Raw genomic sequence first — 16181 nt, 5'->3', positions numbered from 1 at the left:
GTCGTTTGAAAACGGAAAAAATCTCACCCTTTTTTATAAATTTTCAGAAATACATGAACTTCGCTTACACCATTTCCCCTTTTTCTATTCTTTCGGCAAGGTCGTTAAGATACACCCAGCGGTCCATTTTCTCGGAAAGCTCTGCTTCGAGCCTGTCCTTTTCGTCGGAAAGCTCCTGCAAGCGGACATAATCCGAGGAATTTTGGGCTATCTCCTTTTCCGCATCTGCAATAGCCTGTTCCAGCTTTGCTATATCATCGTCGATAGTCTCATACTCACGCTGCTCCTTGAATGAAAAACGGAGCTTTGTCTTACCAATAAAGGTACGTTCTTTCTTCTCGCCCTTTTTCTTTGGCTTAGAGTCGCCGACTGAATCGTTTTGCAGAGCCTTTTCGGCGTAATCGCTGTAGTTGCCATTATATCTTGTACAGTGACCGTCCTTGAATTCCAGTATCTCGCTTGCCATTTTGTCGAGGAAGTACCTGTCGTGTGATACCGCTATAACAGCTCCGCTGAAGCTTTCAAGGTAATCCTCGAGTATGGTGAGAGTAACTATATCAAGGTCATTGGTAGGCTCGTCAAGGAGCAGTATATTCGGCGCAGTCATAAGTATTTTCAGCAGATACAGTCTTTTTCTCTCACCGCCCGATAGCTTTTCTATCCTGTTCCATTGAAGTTCGGGCGTAAAGAGGAAGCGTTCAAGCATCTGCGCTGCGGTAACAGTCCCGTCGGGAGTCTGCACTCTGTCGGCAGTCTCGCGTATATATTCGATAACGCGCATACTCTCGTCCATAGACTCACATTCCTGGGAGAAATAGCCGATATTCACGGTATCTCCAAGGACTATGCTTCCCTTGTCGGGAGCTGTCTCACCGATAAGCATTTTCAAAAATGTACTCTTTCCTGCTCCGTTGTGACCGACTATGCCTATTCTTGCGTCACGGGAGATGATATACGAAAAGTCCGTGATAAGGGGCTTGCCGTCTATGGATTTGCTGATATTCTCTATTTCGATAGTCTTTTTGCCCAGTCGTGAGGACACGGACTGCAATTTAAGCTTTTCCGCCTCAACGGGTATCTCCCTGTTTTTCAGTGCCTCAAAGCGTTCGATACGATCCTTTGACTTTGTACCTCTCGCCCTTGCACCGCGGCTTATCCATTCAAGCTCGCGCCTGTACAAGGACTTGTTTTTTCGCTCGGCAGCCTCCGCATCGGCTTCACGCTGAGCCTTTACAAAAAGATACTCACTGTAGTTTCCGTTGCAGGTATAGAGCTTTCCGCGGTCTATTTCAGCTATGCTGCGGCATATCTTGTTAAGGAAGTATCTGTCATGTGTTACCATTACGATAGCACCGCGGTATTTCATCAGCAGATCTTCGAGCATCTGTGCCGTCTCGTTGTCTATGTGGTTGGTAGGCTCGTCAAGGAGCAGTACATCGCTGGGCTGTATAAGCGCAGCAGCAATGCCTGCACGGCGTTTTTCGCCGCCCGAAAGAGTGCTTATATCCCTTTCGCAGTCCGAAAGCCCCAGCTTGTCCAGTATTGACTTAGCCTCGTATTCCTTTGAGGAGCGCAGATCATCTGGAAGATGCGAAAGCACCTGCTGCAATATGCTCCCGTGGTCATCGAACTGCGGTATCTGCGGAAGATAGGAAAGTCTTATGCCGTTTGTCCTGATTACTTCACCGCTGTCGGCTTCCTCAGCACCTGCAAGTATCCTCAGCAAAGTGGATTTACCCGTACCATTTATGCCGATAATGCCCACCTTGTCCCCTTCATTGAGGAAGAAGGAAACATCGTCGAGGACTTTTCTTTCCATGTATGTTTTTGATATGTTCTGAGCTGTTAATAATATCACAGTTCTCGCTCCTTAGCTTTTTGTTAGTGTTTATAACAGTGATTGGATCAGAGAAGTATTATCTCTCAGTCTTTAGCCATGAGCCTGTAGCCGAAAGAGGTCGCTTACGCTCACATTATTTAAATCATTCGCCGAAGGCGACACATTGGCTAATAGCTAACGGCTAAAGCCTAAGGGCTAAGCTTCTTCCCTATTTCAATTTACCGTATAATAAATATCCGCTCCCTGACCAAAGTTCAGGGCAGCACATTAACTAAATTATAACATAACAAAACAGCGAAATCAACATACATTCTTTTACTCAATAAATATCAATAAACTGTTGATTTTTTAAATATACAAAGTTAGTATAACATATTGCTATATTTTGCAAATTTATATTATACATTCCGACAAATAATCTGCAAAGATATTGACATTGGTGGATAATTTGAGTACAATAAAAAAGTAAGGATATGATCTGCTTCTTATATTAAAGAAGCAAAAACAGAAACAAAAAAGGATATTAAAATACCAAGGGGGTAATATTATGAAAAAAGCATTAGCAACTATACTCTCTGCCGCAATGTTAGGCACTTTCGTTTCATGCGGAAACACAAAAGGAGAAAAAAAGGACACACCCCAAAGTTCTAATAACAGCGCAGGTAAAAAAATAGGTATAGCTATGCCTGCTCAGGAGCTTGAACGCTGGAACAGTGATGGTGAATACCTTAAAAACCTTTTTGAAGGAGCTGGCTATAAGGTAGAGCTCAAATTCTCAAACAATGATGCCACAAAGCAGAATAACGACATTATCGGTATGATAGATGACGGCGTTGATCTTCTTCTTGTTGCAGCTGTTGACGGAACAAGACTTGCAAAGACTCTTGAGTCAGCTAAGGAAAAGGATATCCCTGTTATCTCTTATGACCGTCTTATCGAAGGTACAAGTGCTATAACCTACTACATAACATTCGATAACTACGAGGTAGGCAAGCTTCAGGCTGAATTCATCAAGGACGCCCTCAAAGTAGGCAGCGGTTCAGAGCCACACAATATCGAATTGGTAGCAGGTGACGCAGCCGACAGTAATGCACGTTATTTCTTTGAAGGTGCTTACAAAGAGCTCGAAGACTGTATCAATAACGGATCTCTTGTGATCCCTTCGGGCAAGAAAACTTTTGAAAGAGTTGCAACAACTGCATGGTTACCGGAAAACGCCAAGAAGGACATGATAGAAAATCTTAAAAAGAACTATTCAGACGGCACAACTCTTGACGCCGTCCTCTGCTCTAATGATTCAACAGCTCTCGGCGTAGTTCAGGCTATCGAGTCAAATTACAGCGGCTCTAATACCCCTGTTATAACAGGTCAGGACGGCGATATCGCCAATCTCAAAAATATTGTTGACAAAAAACAGGCAATGACAGTTTACAAGAACTTAAGAGATGAAGCAAGCGTTGCTTTCGAGGTCTGCAAAACACTGCTCAACGGCGAGATCCCTGCCGCAGCATTTGCAAAACAGCTCTCTGTAGATGTAAAGTATGATTCCGAGGCTTACAACAACGGCGTCAAGTATGTTCAGGCATACGTACTCGCTCCGTATGTTATCACAGAGGATAATCTCCAGCTTCTCGTAAATACAGGTATGTATAAATGGGACAGCAACAATAAATACCTCGAAGCTGTAAAATAAAGCCGCATAGATCAGCAGACAATATCAGGCATCTCCGTGCAAAAGCTCGGAGATGCTTGATTTTTTCATTTTTCAGACAATGCATAAACAGAAGATATCTGACGAACTATATACACCACTCTTTCGCTTTTTTCTTATTATCGACATTTTTCCTCCGCAAGCATCTTGACTTTTTATTGCATTTTGATATATAATTAATCTGATAACAGAAAGAACATAATTTAGTAATTTTATCGCAACAAGATACGCAAGCATCATAATGTAAAGGAGTATAAGGGATATTAAGAATGGATAAAATACTCAATGCGATAATGAAAAAACTGCTAAGGAACGGTTACGTAAAAAACGATGATGCTGAAATTGTTCGGTATGGCCTTGAAATTACCATAATGAAAACTGTTCTCACATCATTAGCACTGATAATTGCAGCAATTCTGAAAAGCTTCATAGCAATAATAATATTTCTCATGTTTTTTATTATGCTTAGAAGCTGCTGCGGAGGATATCACTCAAGCTCAAGGATAGGCTGCATTATTCTCTCTATTACAATGCTCATGATAATCATCGTCATTTCAAAACTGCTGCGTAACCCCGAAAGACTTTATGTCTCGGCACTATTTTCAGGCACAGGAGCAATTATAATCACTATTTTTGCTCCGACAGAGACACCCACCAAACCATTTGATGACATTGAACGCAAAGTGTTCAGACGCCGTTCACTGATAGCCACAGCCATTGCAATAGCTATCGCTGCGGTAACAGCCGCATTAAGGCTGTATATGCCTTTGCTCTCGGTATCATCAGCGATATTCGTTACTGCTGTCCTGCTCATTGCAGGTCGTATCAGTAACAGGAAAGGAGCGAAAATATGATAAACATTGGTATCTGTGATGATGACAATGATATGATCCAGGCTTTGAAAAATGCCATTTCAAGCTACAGCAAATCTCACGCCATAGAATTCGATGTCCACAGCTTCCAGAGCGGAGAAAAGCTGCTCGACAGCAAGCTCGATTTTGATCTGTTATTCCTTGATATCGAAATGGGCGGCATGGACGGTCTGAAAACAGCTCAGCTGTACAGGCAGATCGACAGACGCGCAAGGATAGTCTATGTCACCAATCACTCTGAACTGGCTCTCCAAAGCTATGCCGTACACCCGTTCGACTTCGTTGTAAAGCCATTTGAAAAAAGCCGTATTTTCACTGTTCTTGACGAGCTTACAAAGTATCTTTCGGAAAATGCGGATAAGGATACAGTAATACAGCTGAAAGGCGAGGACGGTCCTCTGCTGCTCAACCTGAAGAATATATACGTATTCGAATATACAGGCAACCGAAGGATAACCGTATACACAAAATCAGAACAATATCCTATAAAAGGAAGCCTTTCTGACGTTTTAAGCATAATCAACTCGGAAAGTTTTGTCTCCCCTCATAAAAGCTTTATAGTGAATATGGAGCACATCGATAAGCTAAATAACTTTACACTGTATACCACCAACGGCATAGAAGTTCCTATAGCGCAGAAAAAGCTAAAGGAATTCCATAATGAATTCAGCCGTTTCATAAAAAACTATATAAGGCAAGGTTAAAGTATTATGATGTTCTTACTTCAAACGGCGACAATGCTCGCATATTTCATTTATTCATTTGTATTGTATGATAAACTTTATGTATCAAAGAAATATCCTTTGTGGGTAAAAATATTATGTGCTGTGGGACTTTCGCTGATAGCTGCATACGTAAAGAGATATGAATTGCCCATAGTCAATCTTTCCTCCGCATTCTTCTCAATGATACTGCTCACGCTGCTCTTCTATAAACCGTCAGGAAAAAGCTTCCTTATCTATGATACATTTATCCTTGTAGTAATGCTCATAGTCGAAATGATAACAGCTTTTATTATTTCTTTGATTACCAGCGTCTCAGCATTAGAACTTACTAATCAAGTACCAGGTTACGCAGCTACAGCCATAATGGACTGGATAATCATGCTTGCATTAGCTAAAAGTTTCGTATCCATCGACCTTGAAAAGGGCATGAATAATATAAGAACACACGAAGTCATCATGTTTTTCGGACTTATACTCGGTGAAATTCTTCTTCTGAATTTCCTTTCGGACATCATCGACTTGACAACAACAGGCTATGAGATAGTTATTATCCTTCTTCTGTTTCTCCTTCTTGACCTTTATCTTACATATCTTATCAACCGCATCTCAAAAGCATATAAAACAGAAAAAGAACTGGAACTTTTAACTCAGCAGTCAACACTTCAACTCAATGCCTATAATAGCCTAAACGAAAAGTATATAGCTTCAAGAAAAGTAATACACGATGTACGTAAGCATATAGCTTCTCTCGAAGGTCTTATAAACACAAATAAGGCCGACGAAGCAGGAAAGTACAGGGATATGCTCAATATCGAGCTGAATAAGCTCATGCCGCGCTTTGAATGTGAAAACCCTATCCTTACCGTTGTCGTAAACAACAAGCTTGAAACAGCAGACACTATGAAGGTTGATTTCAGGGTAAATGCAGAATACACTGAGGTGAATTTCATATCAAACCTTGATATAACAGCGATCTTCTCCAATCTGCTCGACAATGCTTTTGAAGCCTGCGCAGAGCTTCCCGAGGGAAAACGTCATGTATCCCTTTCAATCGCAAGACGTAATTATTTCGTTTTCATTTACGTTGAGAATACTTTCGCAAAAGTAAATCAGGACGTAAAGAAAAGATACAGGAGCACCAAAAAGGGACACCAGGGTATTGGTATGTCAAATATTAAAAGTGCCTGTGAAAAGTATCACGGAAACTTCAATGCGCATACGGAAAATGATATGTTCATAACCGAAATCCTTATACCAATCCCCGATACTAAGCCAAATAACAATACGTAACAAAATGAGCACATAAATATATAATTAATATATAAATTTTCTATAATTTCATACTAAAAATGCAAATAAACGGCGTTTAGTGCAAAAGCCTTGACTTTTTCGGTTTCATAAATATAATAATACTTAGGCGTCACCCCGAAGGTGCCCACACAACATTTTAACAGGAGGTATTTCTTAAAATGAAGTTTTCTTGTGACTCTGTCAAAGCAAAAATAATGAAAACTATCGTTGCAAAATCTGTAAAGGCTGCCGAGCAGAATGTGAATTCAGCTTGTCTTTGGTATTACAACCAGCCTACTCCCCCAAAAGATCTCAAAAAGTTCAGAAAATTCTAACCGATAACAAAAAACATAACAGCTAATCGATTCTCTATTACATTATTCACTGCAACAATCTTACACGATCGCACTAATCGAAGCGTATTTTATTCTCTGATGCGCTGAGCAGCATGAAACGAACCACAACTAATTTATAGTAATTATCATCAAATGTTCCATTACAGGTTTCAGTATTTACACAGCAATCAATCATAAACAATGATCAATCGACAGGGTCAGATGATTGTGTAGTCACTCTTCGGGAGGCGAACCTAAAATGGGCATACAATCAAATTACTCATCGTGGCTGCATCATTTTGATGCCTGCACCATTGATCACGCCAACAGCTTTTATAATACATCATATCCCCTAACGGAATAGAGATCTGCCGAGCAATCGGCAGATACACTCTTCCGCCCTCGCAGGTTGATGATCATTCGTATGTCATCTCACTCGGAACAAACAGTGAACCCCCCATTACGCTTTCAGATCTCTCTAAAAAACCATCTCTATAAATAAAAAACCGTTGAAAGTACAATAGCAAATCAGAATTTCCATTCATTTGCTTGTTTCGAAGTAAATCATACAGTGATTTTTCATACAGGAAGCTCCGCTTCAGCTTCCAAAAAAGAGTCTGTTTCTGCTCTGAGGAACGGACTCTTTTCCTGTTATAAGCCTATTATTTTGGCATTCACAATTCTGTCACCATATTTTCACTTATCGAACACCCATATATCTTGACAATTTTATCCGTAAATGATAAAATTTTATCTGTTTAGTACTGCATTAAAGGCTATATCTAAACTGTATATGCCTTGACGCAGTTTTTATTTTATACTAATGATATTTAGGGGAGGAAAAAATGAAACATTATCTCGAATCCACCGACTCCGTATTAAAGGAAGTAGACAGCTCGGTATCAGGTCTTACCAAGGAAGAGGCTGCTAAACGCCTTGAGACCAACGGCAAGAACAAACTTGACGAACCGCCTAAGCCTACTCTTATGGCGCGTTTCATCGAACAGTTCAAAAATCCAATGATACTTGTCCTTATCGCAGCTGCTGTTATATCAGCTATCACAGGTATAATATCCGAAGGCAAGCTTGATGCGGACGTTTTCATAATCCTGTTCGTCGTTATCGCAAATGCGGTACTCGGTGTATATCAGGAAAATAAAGCAGAATCTGCCATAGAAGCCTTACAGGCAATGAGTGCCGCACAGAGCAAGGTATTCCGTTCGGGCGAGCTTGTTGTTATACCAAGCTCAGATCTTGTACCGGGTGATGTCATCGCCCTCGAAGCAGGTGACAATGTACCTGCGGACTGCCGTATACTCGAAGCCGCTGCACTTAAAGCCGAGGAATCAGCCCTGACAGGTGAGAGCGTCCCCTCTGATAAGGACAGCGAAGTCCTCACAGGCGAGGAAGTACCTCTCGGCGACAGAAAGAATATGCTCTACATGGGCAGCAGCATTGCTTACGGCCGTGCCGAAGCAGTTGTAGTCGCTACAGGTATGAAGACCGAAATGGGTAAGATAGCAGGTGCTATCGCTAACGCTGATGATGATGAGACACCTCTCCAGAAGAGCCTCGACCAGCTCAGCAAGATACTCTCTATCGCTGTACTCGTTATATGCGTTATTATTCTCGGACTTAACATAGTTCGTATGCTCATTGCAGACGGTGCTATCACACTTCCTAAGTTCCTTGAATCCTTCATGATCGCTGTCAGCCTCTCTGTTGCAGCTATCCCTGAGGGACTTGCAGCAGTTGTTACTGTCGTCCTTTCTATCGGCGTTACCAATATGTCAAAGCGCGGAGCTATCATACGCAGACTTACCGCCGTTGAAGCTCTCGGCTGCGCACAGGTAATATGCTCGGACAAGACAGGTACTCTTACACAGAACAAGATGACTGTCGTTCACGAAAATACAGACGACAAAGAGCTCCTTGCAAAGGCTATGGCTCTTTGCTGTGACGCTCAGCTCAACTCTGATGATACAGTTGCAGGTGAGCCTACAGAAGCTGCTCTCGTAGCTTACGCACATAAATGCGGCCTTAAAAAGTACGAGCTTGAAGCTGCAACCCCAAGAGTTGCAGAAGCTCCTTTCGATTCACTCAGAAAGATGATGTCCACAGTCCACAAGACTGACAAGGGCTATATCCAGTATACAAAGGGCGCACCTGACGAAGTGCTGAAAAACTGTACACATATGTTCAAAGAGGGCGGAGTCCGTATAATGACCGAGTCCGACAGACTTGAGATACTCCGCAGGAACAAGGAAATGGCAGATCAGGCTCTCAGAGTCCTGCTTGCAGCTTACCGCGAATACGATGAGCTCCCTTCTGATACATCTCCCGAAGCTCTTGAGCACGACCTTATATACATAGGCATGACAGGTATGATCGACCCTGTACGTCCCGAAGTAAAGGACGCTATAGGTCTCTGCCGCACAGCAGGCATACGTCCTGTTATGATAACAGGCGATCACAGAGACACCGCTGTTGCTATCGCTAAGGAGCTCGGTATCCTCGGCAACGGTCAGCAGGCTCTCACAGGTGCAGAGCTCTCAAAGATACCTGATGAGGAATTCAACGAGCACGTTGGCGACTACAGCGTTTATGCGCGTGTACAGCCAGAGCACAAGGTACGTATAGTAAATGCATGGCGCAAAAAGGGCATGACTACTGCTATGACAGGTGACGGCGTTAACGATGCACCTTCTATCAAGAGTGCTGACATCGGCGTTGGTATGGGTATCACAGGTACAGACGTTACAAAGAACGTTGCCGACATGGTACTCACAGACGATAACTTCGCAACTATCGTAGGAGCTGTCGAAGAGGGCAGACGTATATACGACAATATCCGCAAGGCTATACAGTTCCTGCTTTCAAGCAACCTCAGTGAGGTACTCTGCATACTTATCGCTACAATAGGTCTTGGCAGTCTTACAGGCGGCTCATTCGTACTCTTTAATCCTGTACACCTGCTCTGGATAAACCTTATCTCTGACTGTTTCCCTGCTATCGCACTTGGTATGGAGCCAGCCGAAAACGGCATCATGTCACGTAAACCGCGAAGCAGCAATTCTCACATCTTCTCGGACGGTCTGGGTATAAATCTGCTCTGGCAGGGTGCTGTTATCGCATTACTCACACTTGTTTCCTACGTTATCGGCTATAACAGCGAAGGACACGAGGCAGGTATGACAATGGCATTCATTACTCTCTGTGTATGTGAGATGCTCCATGCATGGAACATGAGAAGCCTTAAAGAGTCTATCTTCTCCATGAAGAAGCACAATGTGGTACTTATCGGAGCTATCGCACTTTCAGCTTTACTTACAATACCGATACTCTTTATACCTTCACTCAGAGAAATGTTCTCTCTTGTAGAGCTTCTGTCTGAAAACTACCTTTGCGCATTCATCTGCGGTATGTTCATCGTACCGATAGTTGAGTTAGTAAAGTATTTCCAGAGAAACGCTGATAAAAAGTAATTGCAGGGGCTGATGCCTACATCAGCCCAATAATAATAAACAACAATGCGGGGCGATGTGGGCATCGCCCCCTACATTTTTTATCTGCGTCAGCGGACACAATAATTATGAATTATGCATTATGAATTGACAAAGAGGTGTTACCATGAGACTGAGACCATACATACCAAGCCATGATTTTGACGCAATAAAGGACTGGGTTACAGACGAGCGCACTCACGCCATGTGGAGCGCAAAACACGCTCCCTATCCACTTGAAAAGAACGCATTTGACAAATTCCTTGCGGATATGTACATCAAACACGGTGACTGCCCTTTCGTTGCGACTACAGATGACGGAAAAGTGGCTGGATTTCTGTGCTGCGGCATAAACACTGAAAGCAATGAGTCTATGCTGGCTTTCGTTATCATAGACCCTGCACAGCGCGGCAAGGGTTACGGCAGGGAAATGATACAGCTTGCCGCTAAGTACTGCCTTGATATACTGAAAGCGGACACTGTACAGCTCAACGTGTTTACCGTAAACGAGAAAGCGCGGAAGTGCTACGAGAGCGCAGGCTTTACCGAAAGACATACAACTCCCGATGCATTCCCTTACGGCGATGAAATGTGGGGCAGATGCAACATGGTGTTCAAGAAATAGAATAACAACAATAAAAGCCATAGTATTTCTGAAATACAGAAGTACTATGGCTTTTTCGAGCTGAGCCAGCTCGACCGCTTCCACGTTGTCGCTTGCAAGCTCGCTCACTCGTTTCACCACCCTTACTTGTACATCGCTTACGGAACAATTTGTAGGGATTATACGGGCGAGCGGAACTCGCCCCTACAATTCCGAATTCCGCATTCCGAATTAAATCCACGGCTAATGGCTAAGTGCGGATAATATCCGCCCCTACTATGCACTAACCACTAATAACTAATCACTTACTTGGTTCCGTCAACGAGGTAGATGAACTTAACGCTGCCGTCCATTTTATCTGATATGCCAGAGAAGCTGTTATACTCACGCGATGCGTCTCTCAAAGCCTTGAAGTTCTCGATGATATCGGGGAGATTTTCATTTACAGCACCTGTAAGCACTGATATGCCCTCATTATTGAACTTTATCATGCCGTCGTTCAAAGCCTTAGCTCCGCTTTCAAGCTGACCTACTCCGTCTGCGAGAGTCTTGCCGCCTGTCTTGAGCTTATCTATGCCGCTGTAAAGCTCTCCCGAGCCGCCGCTGAGCTTTGTTGCGCCTGTGCTGAGAAGCTTTATAGAGTCGTAAAGAGTCTTTGCACCGCTGCTGAACTGCTTGCTGCCGCCGAAGAGCTGTGCAAGTCCGTCATCAAGAGTTACTGCACCTGCACTTAACTGACCGATACCGCCGTTAAGTGTAAGTGTGCCCTGTGAAAGCTGTGCAAGTCCGCCGTCAAGAGCTGCTGCACCGTCATAAAGCTGACCGATACCGCCGCTGAGATCAACTGCGCCTGTACTGAGCTTGCCAAGTCCTGCATTGAGTGAAGCATTTCCTGTGCTGAGCTGCTCGATACCGTTCACAAGTGAATCAAGACCGCCGATAAGCTGGCTGCTGCCGCCTGCAAGAGTACCGATACCGCTGTCAAGAGAAGCTGCACCTGTGCTAAGATCTGATGCACCCTTTGAGAGCTGAGCTGTCGAGCCTGAAAGGGTAGAAGCTCCTGCTGCCAGAGCCTTGCCGCCCTCGTCCAGTGTTGCAAGGCCGCCCTTTAATGTCTCAGAGCCGCTCTTTGCAGCTTCAAGACCTGTACTGAGCTGACCGATACCGCCGTTAAGCTGTGCTGCACCGTTCTTCACAGAAGCTGCACCTGCTCCGAGAGAACCGTCCTCAGCCATAGATGCTGATATCTGCTTCTGTCCGTCGATAGTCTGCTGAAGAGTTCCTATTGCCACAGCAAGCTCCTGTGAAGGAGACTGCTGATATAATGCCTGTAATGCTGCGAGAGCCTGCTCGTTTGCAGCGATAGTGGTATCAAGCGATGAGCCTGCTGCTGCAATGCCGTCACTGAGCTTTGCTGCGCCCTCACTGAGAGCTGCTGCACCGCCTGAGAGCTGATCTGCACCTGTTTTTGCGTTTAATATACCCTCTGCAAGAGCCTCTGCACCGCTCTTTGCGCTTGTGATGCCTGCTGACATCTGTCCTGCTGACTCGCTGAGCTTTGCTGCTCCGTCATTGAGTGCAGATGCGCCTGCCGCAAGCTGTGCAGAACCGTCCTTGACCTGTGTACTGCCGTCCTTGATAGCACCCACGCCGCTTGTAAGAGTACCTGCGCCGCTCTTGAGAGCTGCTGCACCTTCGTTTACCTTTGTAAAGCCTGCGGTAAGAGCGTCAGAGCCGTCCTTTGCGTCCTTGAGACCGCTGCTGAGAGCGTCTGCGCCTGCGCTTACCTTGCCGAAGCCGTCAACCAGTGCCGCAGAGCCTGCCTTTGCACTGTCCATACCCTCGCCGAGCTGTGATGCTCCGCCGCTGAGCTGGTCTATACCTGCAACAAGTTTTGCAGAGCCGTCCTTTGCACTTCCCAGACCTGCCTCAAATGTACCTGTAGAGTCCGAGAGAGTCTTTGCGCCGTCTGCTAACTTCTTAGCACCGCTGTCAAGCTCCGAAGCACCGTTTTTAAGCTCTAAAGAGCCACTGAGGAGCTTATCTATACCGCTTGTAAGCTCGCCTGTACCGCCGCCCAGCTTCTTTATGCCGTCATAAAGCGAAGCTGTACCGTCTGTGAGCTTTTCTGCACCGTCGCTGAGTTCTTTCAGCTTATCCTTTAAGTCGCCGAGATCGGCAGCGTTGTCTATGTCAAGCTGTGAGAATATCTCATTGGATACTACCGTAACAGAGGTATTCATCTCAAAATTCGTAACGTCTGTGGATATCTCGAAGCTGTCGGGAATTTCTATGTTCATTCCCTCTATCTTGTTAAGGTCAAGACTTTCGCCCAGTCCGGGAAATGCCATACCCACAACGATAAGTCTGTCGCCGTCTGATATGACCTTGCCGTTTTTGACCTCAACATTAAGGTAATTGTCCGTGCTGAGTACAGCGGCACTTGCTGCCATGAAAGGCACGTACAGCTCCTTTACTGTACCGTTTACGTTCTTCTTTACCTTCTGATTGTTCTTGTATGTCCAGCGGATAACGAGGTGTCCACTCTTTCCCTTGATGCTTTCAGGAGTTACCTTCTTGCCGTCAAGAGTATACTCAATATCCACATCAACGGGAAGGTCCTTGTTTGTATTGCCCTTGTAGTAGATATCGCTGCCGTCTGCCTGCCAGCTTATATTCTCGCCGTTTAATGAGAACTCCTCATCGCCCTTGACATTGACGATATCGCTCAACTCTGAGATATCGGAGATACTTCCCAGTGCGGGAGCATTTTTGAGCCAGTCGCTTACTACTACGTTCTTTATGCTTGAATCGCTGTTGCAGAGGACGTAAACTGTCTCGTCCTTGTATGCGTTTTCACCGTTGTCTTTTCTTGCAGCTGTCTCTGCTGTATCTGTTTCCTTTGCCTTTTCAACGGTTTTCTGTACCTTTCCGCTGCTCTTTGCATATGCGATAGAGCCTGTTGCGCCTGCGGATACTGCGGTTGCAAGCAGGGCTGCCATAACTTTACTCATCTTTTTCATATCTATCTCTCCTTTATATGAAACCTTCGGCTATTTTACGCTTTTTTGTATCTGTATTCAAACTTGCTTTTCTTGGGAAGAAATCCTGCACTGGTCTTGCATATCACCTTGTCAAAGACCATGAACATTGACGGGAGAACGGTAATTACTATTACCATTGAGATAAGCGCACCTCTTGCAAGGAGCATACACAGCTCTGAGATAAGTCCGATATCGGAATACAGTGCAACACCTACTGTTGCGGAGAAAAATCCGAGAGCCGATGTGATGACCGATTTTATAGAAGTGCTGAGTGCAATGCTGATAGACTCCTTTTTATCCTTGCCGCTGCTGCGCTCTGTGCGGTATCTCGTTGTCATGAGTATCGCGTAGTCAACAGTTGCACCGAGCTGGATAGTACCTATAACGATAGGAGCTATGAACGATAGCTTTGAGCCTGTGTAGTAAGCTATACCAAGGTTTATCATTATTGCAAGCTCTATTACCGAAACAAGTATCACAGGAAGTGATATCGAACGGAATGTAAATGCGATTATAAGGAAGATAGCAGCTATTGAAAGGAAGTTTACTATCTTGAAGTCTCTGTCGGTTATAGTGATAAGATCCTTCGTTGCAGGAGCTTCACCGATAAGCATTCCGTTTGGATCGTATTTCTTTACGATCTTGTTTATAGTGCCAACCTGCTGATTTACATCGTCAGAAGCAACTTCGTACTCTGAACCTACAAGTATTAGCTGCCATTCATCGCTTTTAAGTACGCTTCTGAGTTCCTCAGGAACTGCTTCCTCGGGGATAGCCGAGCCTACCAGTGAATTGAAGCCCATTGTGAACTGAACGCCGTCAACACTTTCTATCTTGTCCATCATGCTCTTAGCGTCCTTTGCACTCATATCCGACTTTACCATGAGGATATGTGTGCTGTTCATGTTGTATTCCTCAGCAAGCTTTGTGTTTGCTATAACGCTGTCAAGAGTCTTAGGAAGAGTGCTGTCAAGCTTGTAGTAAACACCGTAGTTGTTGTTGCCGAATACAGCAGGTATCAGAAGAACTATCGCTCCTGTAAGGAATACCCATGAGTGTTTTACGATGAATGAAGATGTACGCTTGAAGCCCGGTAAGAAATCCTTATGTGAGGTCTTTGCTATTGCCTTGTCGAATATGAGTATCATTGACGGGAGCACTGTTACGCAGGCGATAACACCGCATACAACGCCCTTTGCCATTACAATGCCCAGGTCAAGACCAAGCGTGAATGTCATGAAGCACATTGCAAGGAAGCCTGCAACTGTTGTGAAAGAGCTTCCTACAACTGATGTTATAGTAGCTGCAATAGCGTGTGCCATTGCTTCCTGTCTGCTGTCGGGATAATACTTCTGCTGTTCCTTGTAGCTGTGCCATAGGAAAATTGAGTAGTCCATTGTAACACCGAGCTGCAATACCATTGCAAGTGCCTGTGTGATGAATGATATCTCCCCGAGGAAGATATTGGAGCCTAAGTTCCAGACTACTGCAAAACCTATGCTCAGCATAAAGAATACAGGGATAAGGAAAGAATCCATTGTTATCATAAGTACGATACTTGTGAGGATAACTGCGATCAATGCATATATAAGCGTCTCACTCTGAGTGATGTTCTTCATATCAAGAGTCATTGCCGACATACCGCTTATGAAGCACTGCTTTGAAGTGATATTCCTCATTGTCTCTACAGCATTGAGAGTAGCGTCTGCTGAGGTCGTATCATCAAAGAATACAGCCATCATGGTAGTGTCGCCCTTGTTGAAGAAATCGTAGATATTCTCAGGAAGTATCTCCATTGGTATATTACAGTCTGTAAGTGACTGATAGCATATGACGTCTGAAACATGGTCAACAGCCGCTATCTTGTCGGCAGTCTCCGCGACATCTTTGTCGCTCATTCCCTCCACCATTACAAGGGAGAAGCCGCCTTGTCCGAACTGTTCCTTCAGGATATCCTGTCCCACCATTGTATTGATATTCTTCGGCAGATAAGATAGAATGTCGTAATTTACACGGGTATTTACATATCCTATTGCCGCAGGGATAAGCATCACTACCGCGAACACAAGTATGAGTGCTCTGTGTTTTGCTATCCATTCACCGAGTTTTAGCATATTATCATATCCTTTCTTTCATATTACGGATGCACACTGAATGTCCGCAAGTCAATACTTTGGGAAAAGAGCTTTTTAATGGGAAATTATATAAAGCTGTATCGGCTTTGCGGACATTCAGTATGCGCCCGCCGTTTTGTTAT

Annotated in this window: 10 protein-coding genes; 7 read left to right on the top strand and 3 right to left on the bottom strand. The window is 44.3% G+C overall.

Going from position 1 to position 16181, the window contains the following annotated elements:
* Positions 1–64: 64 nt before the first annotated feature.
* Complete coding sequence (locus QZZ41_RS01310) at positions 65–1858, bottom strand: ABC-F family ATP-binding cassette domain-containing protein (protein WP_295067004.1); 1794 nt, start codon at positions 1856–1858, stop codon at positions 65–67.
* A gap of 529 nt (positions 1859–2387) precedes the next feature.
* Here QZZ41_RS01310 and QZZ41_RS01305 point away from each other — a divergent pair.
* The 7 genes from QZZ41_RS01305 to QZZ41_RS01275 all read left to right on the top strand — a co-directional run bounded on the left by QZZ41_RS01305 (position 2388) and on the right by QZZ41_RS01275 (position 10901).
* Positions 2388–3533 (top strand): sugar-binding protein, encoded by a 1146-nt coding sequence (locus QZZ41_RS01305; RefSeq protein ID WP_295067001.1) that lies wholly within the window; start codon positions 2388–2390, stop codon positions 3531–3533.
* A 287-nt stretch (positions 3534–3820) separates the two neighbouring features.
* Positions 3821–4405: an accessory gene regulator B family protein gene (locus tag QZZ41_RS01300; protein ID WP_295066998.1), complete on the top strand. Its 585-nt coding sequence runs from the start codon at positions 3821–3823 to the stop codon at positions 4403–4405.
* Positions 4402–5127 (top strand): LytTR family DNA-binding domain-containing protein, encoded by a 726-nt coding sequence (locus QZZ41_RS01295; protein ID WP_295066996.1) that lies wholly within the window; start codon positions 4402–4404, stop codon positions 5125–5127. Before QZZ41_RS01300 ends, QZZ41_RS01295 begins: the two co-directional genes overlap by 4 nt.
* Before the next feature lie 99 nt (positions 5128–5226).
* Complete coding sequence (locus QZZ41_RS01290) at positions 5227–6438, top strand: sensor histidine kinase (protein ID WP_295066994.1); 1212 nt, start codon at positions 5227–5229, stop codon at positions 6436–6438.
* A 179-nt stretch (positions 6439–6617) separates the two neighbouring features.
* Complete coding sequence (locus QZZ41_RS01285; RefSeq protein WP_295066992.1) at positions 6618–6773, top strand: cyclic lactone autoinducer peptide; 156 nt, start codon at positions 6618–6620, stop codon at positions 6771–6773.
* A gap of 845 nt (positions 6774–7618) precedes the next feature.
* Positions 7619–10258, top strand: coding sequence for a cation-translocating P-type ATPase (locus QZZ41_RS01280; RefSeq protein ID WP_295066990.1), 2640 nt, complete (start codon positions 7619–7621; stop codon positions 10256–10258).
* 145 nt (positions 10259–10403) lie between these two features.
* Entirely contained in the window at positions 10404–10901 is a 498-nt protein-coding gene (locus QZZ41_RS01275) for a GNAT family protein (RefSeq protein WP_295066988.1), read from the top strand.
* A 284-nt stretch (positions 10902–11185) separates the two neighbouring features.
* Here the strand turns inward: QZZ41_RS01275 and QZZ41_RS01270 are convergent, their stop codons facing one another.
* Positions 11186–13903 carry a hypothetical protein gene (locus tag QZZ41_RS01270; protein WP_295066986.1) on the bottom strand — a complete coding sequence of 906 codons (2718 nt, stop codon included), beginning with the start codon at positions 13901–13903 and terminating at the stop codon, positions 11186–11188.
* Between the two features lie 35 nt (positions 13904–13938).
* Entirely contained in the window at positions 13939–16038 is a 2100-nt protein-coding gene (locus QZZ41_RS01265) for an efflux RND transporter permease subunit (protein ID WP_295066984.1), read from the bottom strand.
* Between the last annotated feature and the right edge of the window lie 143 nt (positions 16039–16181).

Source organism: Ruminococcus sp., assembly GCF_016283395.1.
This window is presented reverse-complemented; position numbering and strand designations above follow the sequence as displayed.

Bases quoted from the DNA above. Each gene is read 5' to 3' on its own strand.
- QZZ41_RS01270 (WP_295066986.1), bottom strand. From the start codon at position 13,903: ATGAAAAAGATGAGTAAAGTTATGGCAGCCCTGCTTGCAACCGCAGTA.
- QZZ41_RS01285 (WP_295066992.1), top strand. From the start codon at position 6,618: ATGAAGTTTTCTTGTGACTCTGTCAAAGCAAAAATAATGAAAACTATC.
- QZZ41_RS01275 (WP_295066988.1), top strand. From the start codon at position 10,404: ATGAGACTGAGACCATACATACCAAGCCATGATTTTGACGCAATAAAG.
- QZZ41_RS01265 (WP_295066984.1), bottom strand. From the start codon at position 16,038: ATGCTAAAACTCGGTGAATGGATAGCAAAACACAGAGCACTCATACTT.
- QZZ41_RS01295 (WP_295066996.1), top strand. From the start codon at position 4,402: ATGATAAACATTGGTATCTGTGATGATGACAATGATATGATCCAGGCT.
- QZZ41_RS01280 (WP_295066990.1), top strand. From the start codon at position 7,619: ATGAAACATTATCTCGAATCCACCGACTCCGTATTAAAGGAAGTAGAC.
- QZZ41_RS01305 (WP_295067001.1), top strand. From the start codon at position 2,388: ATGAAAAAAGCATTAGCAACTATACTCTCTGCCGCAATGTTAGGCACT.
- QZZ41_RS01300 (WP_295066998.1), top strand. From the start codon at position 3,821: ATGGATAAAATACTCAATGCGATAATGAAAAAACTGCTAAGGAACGGT.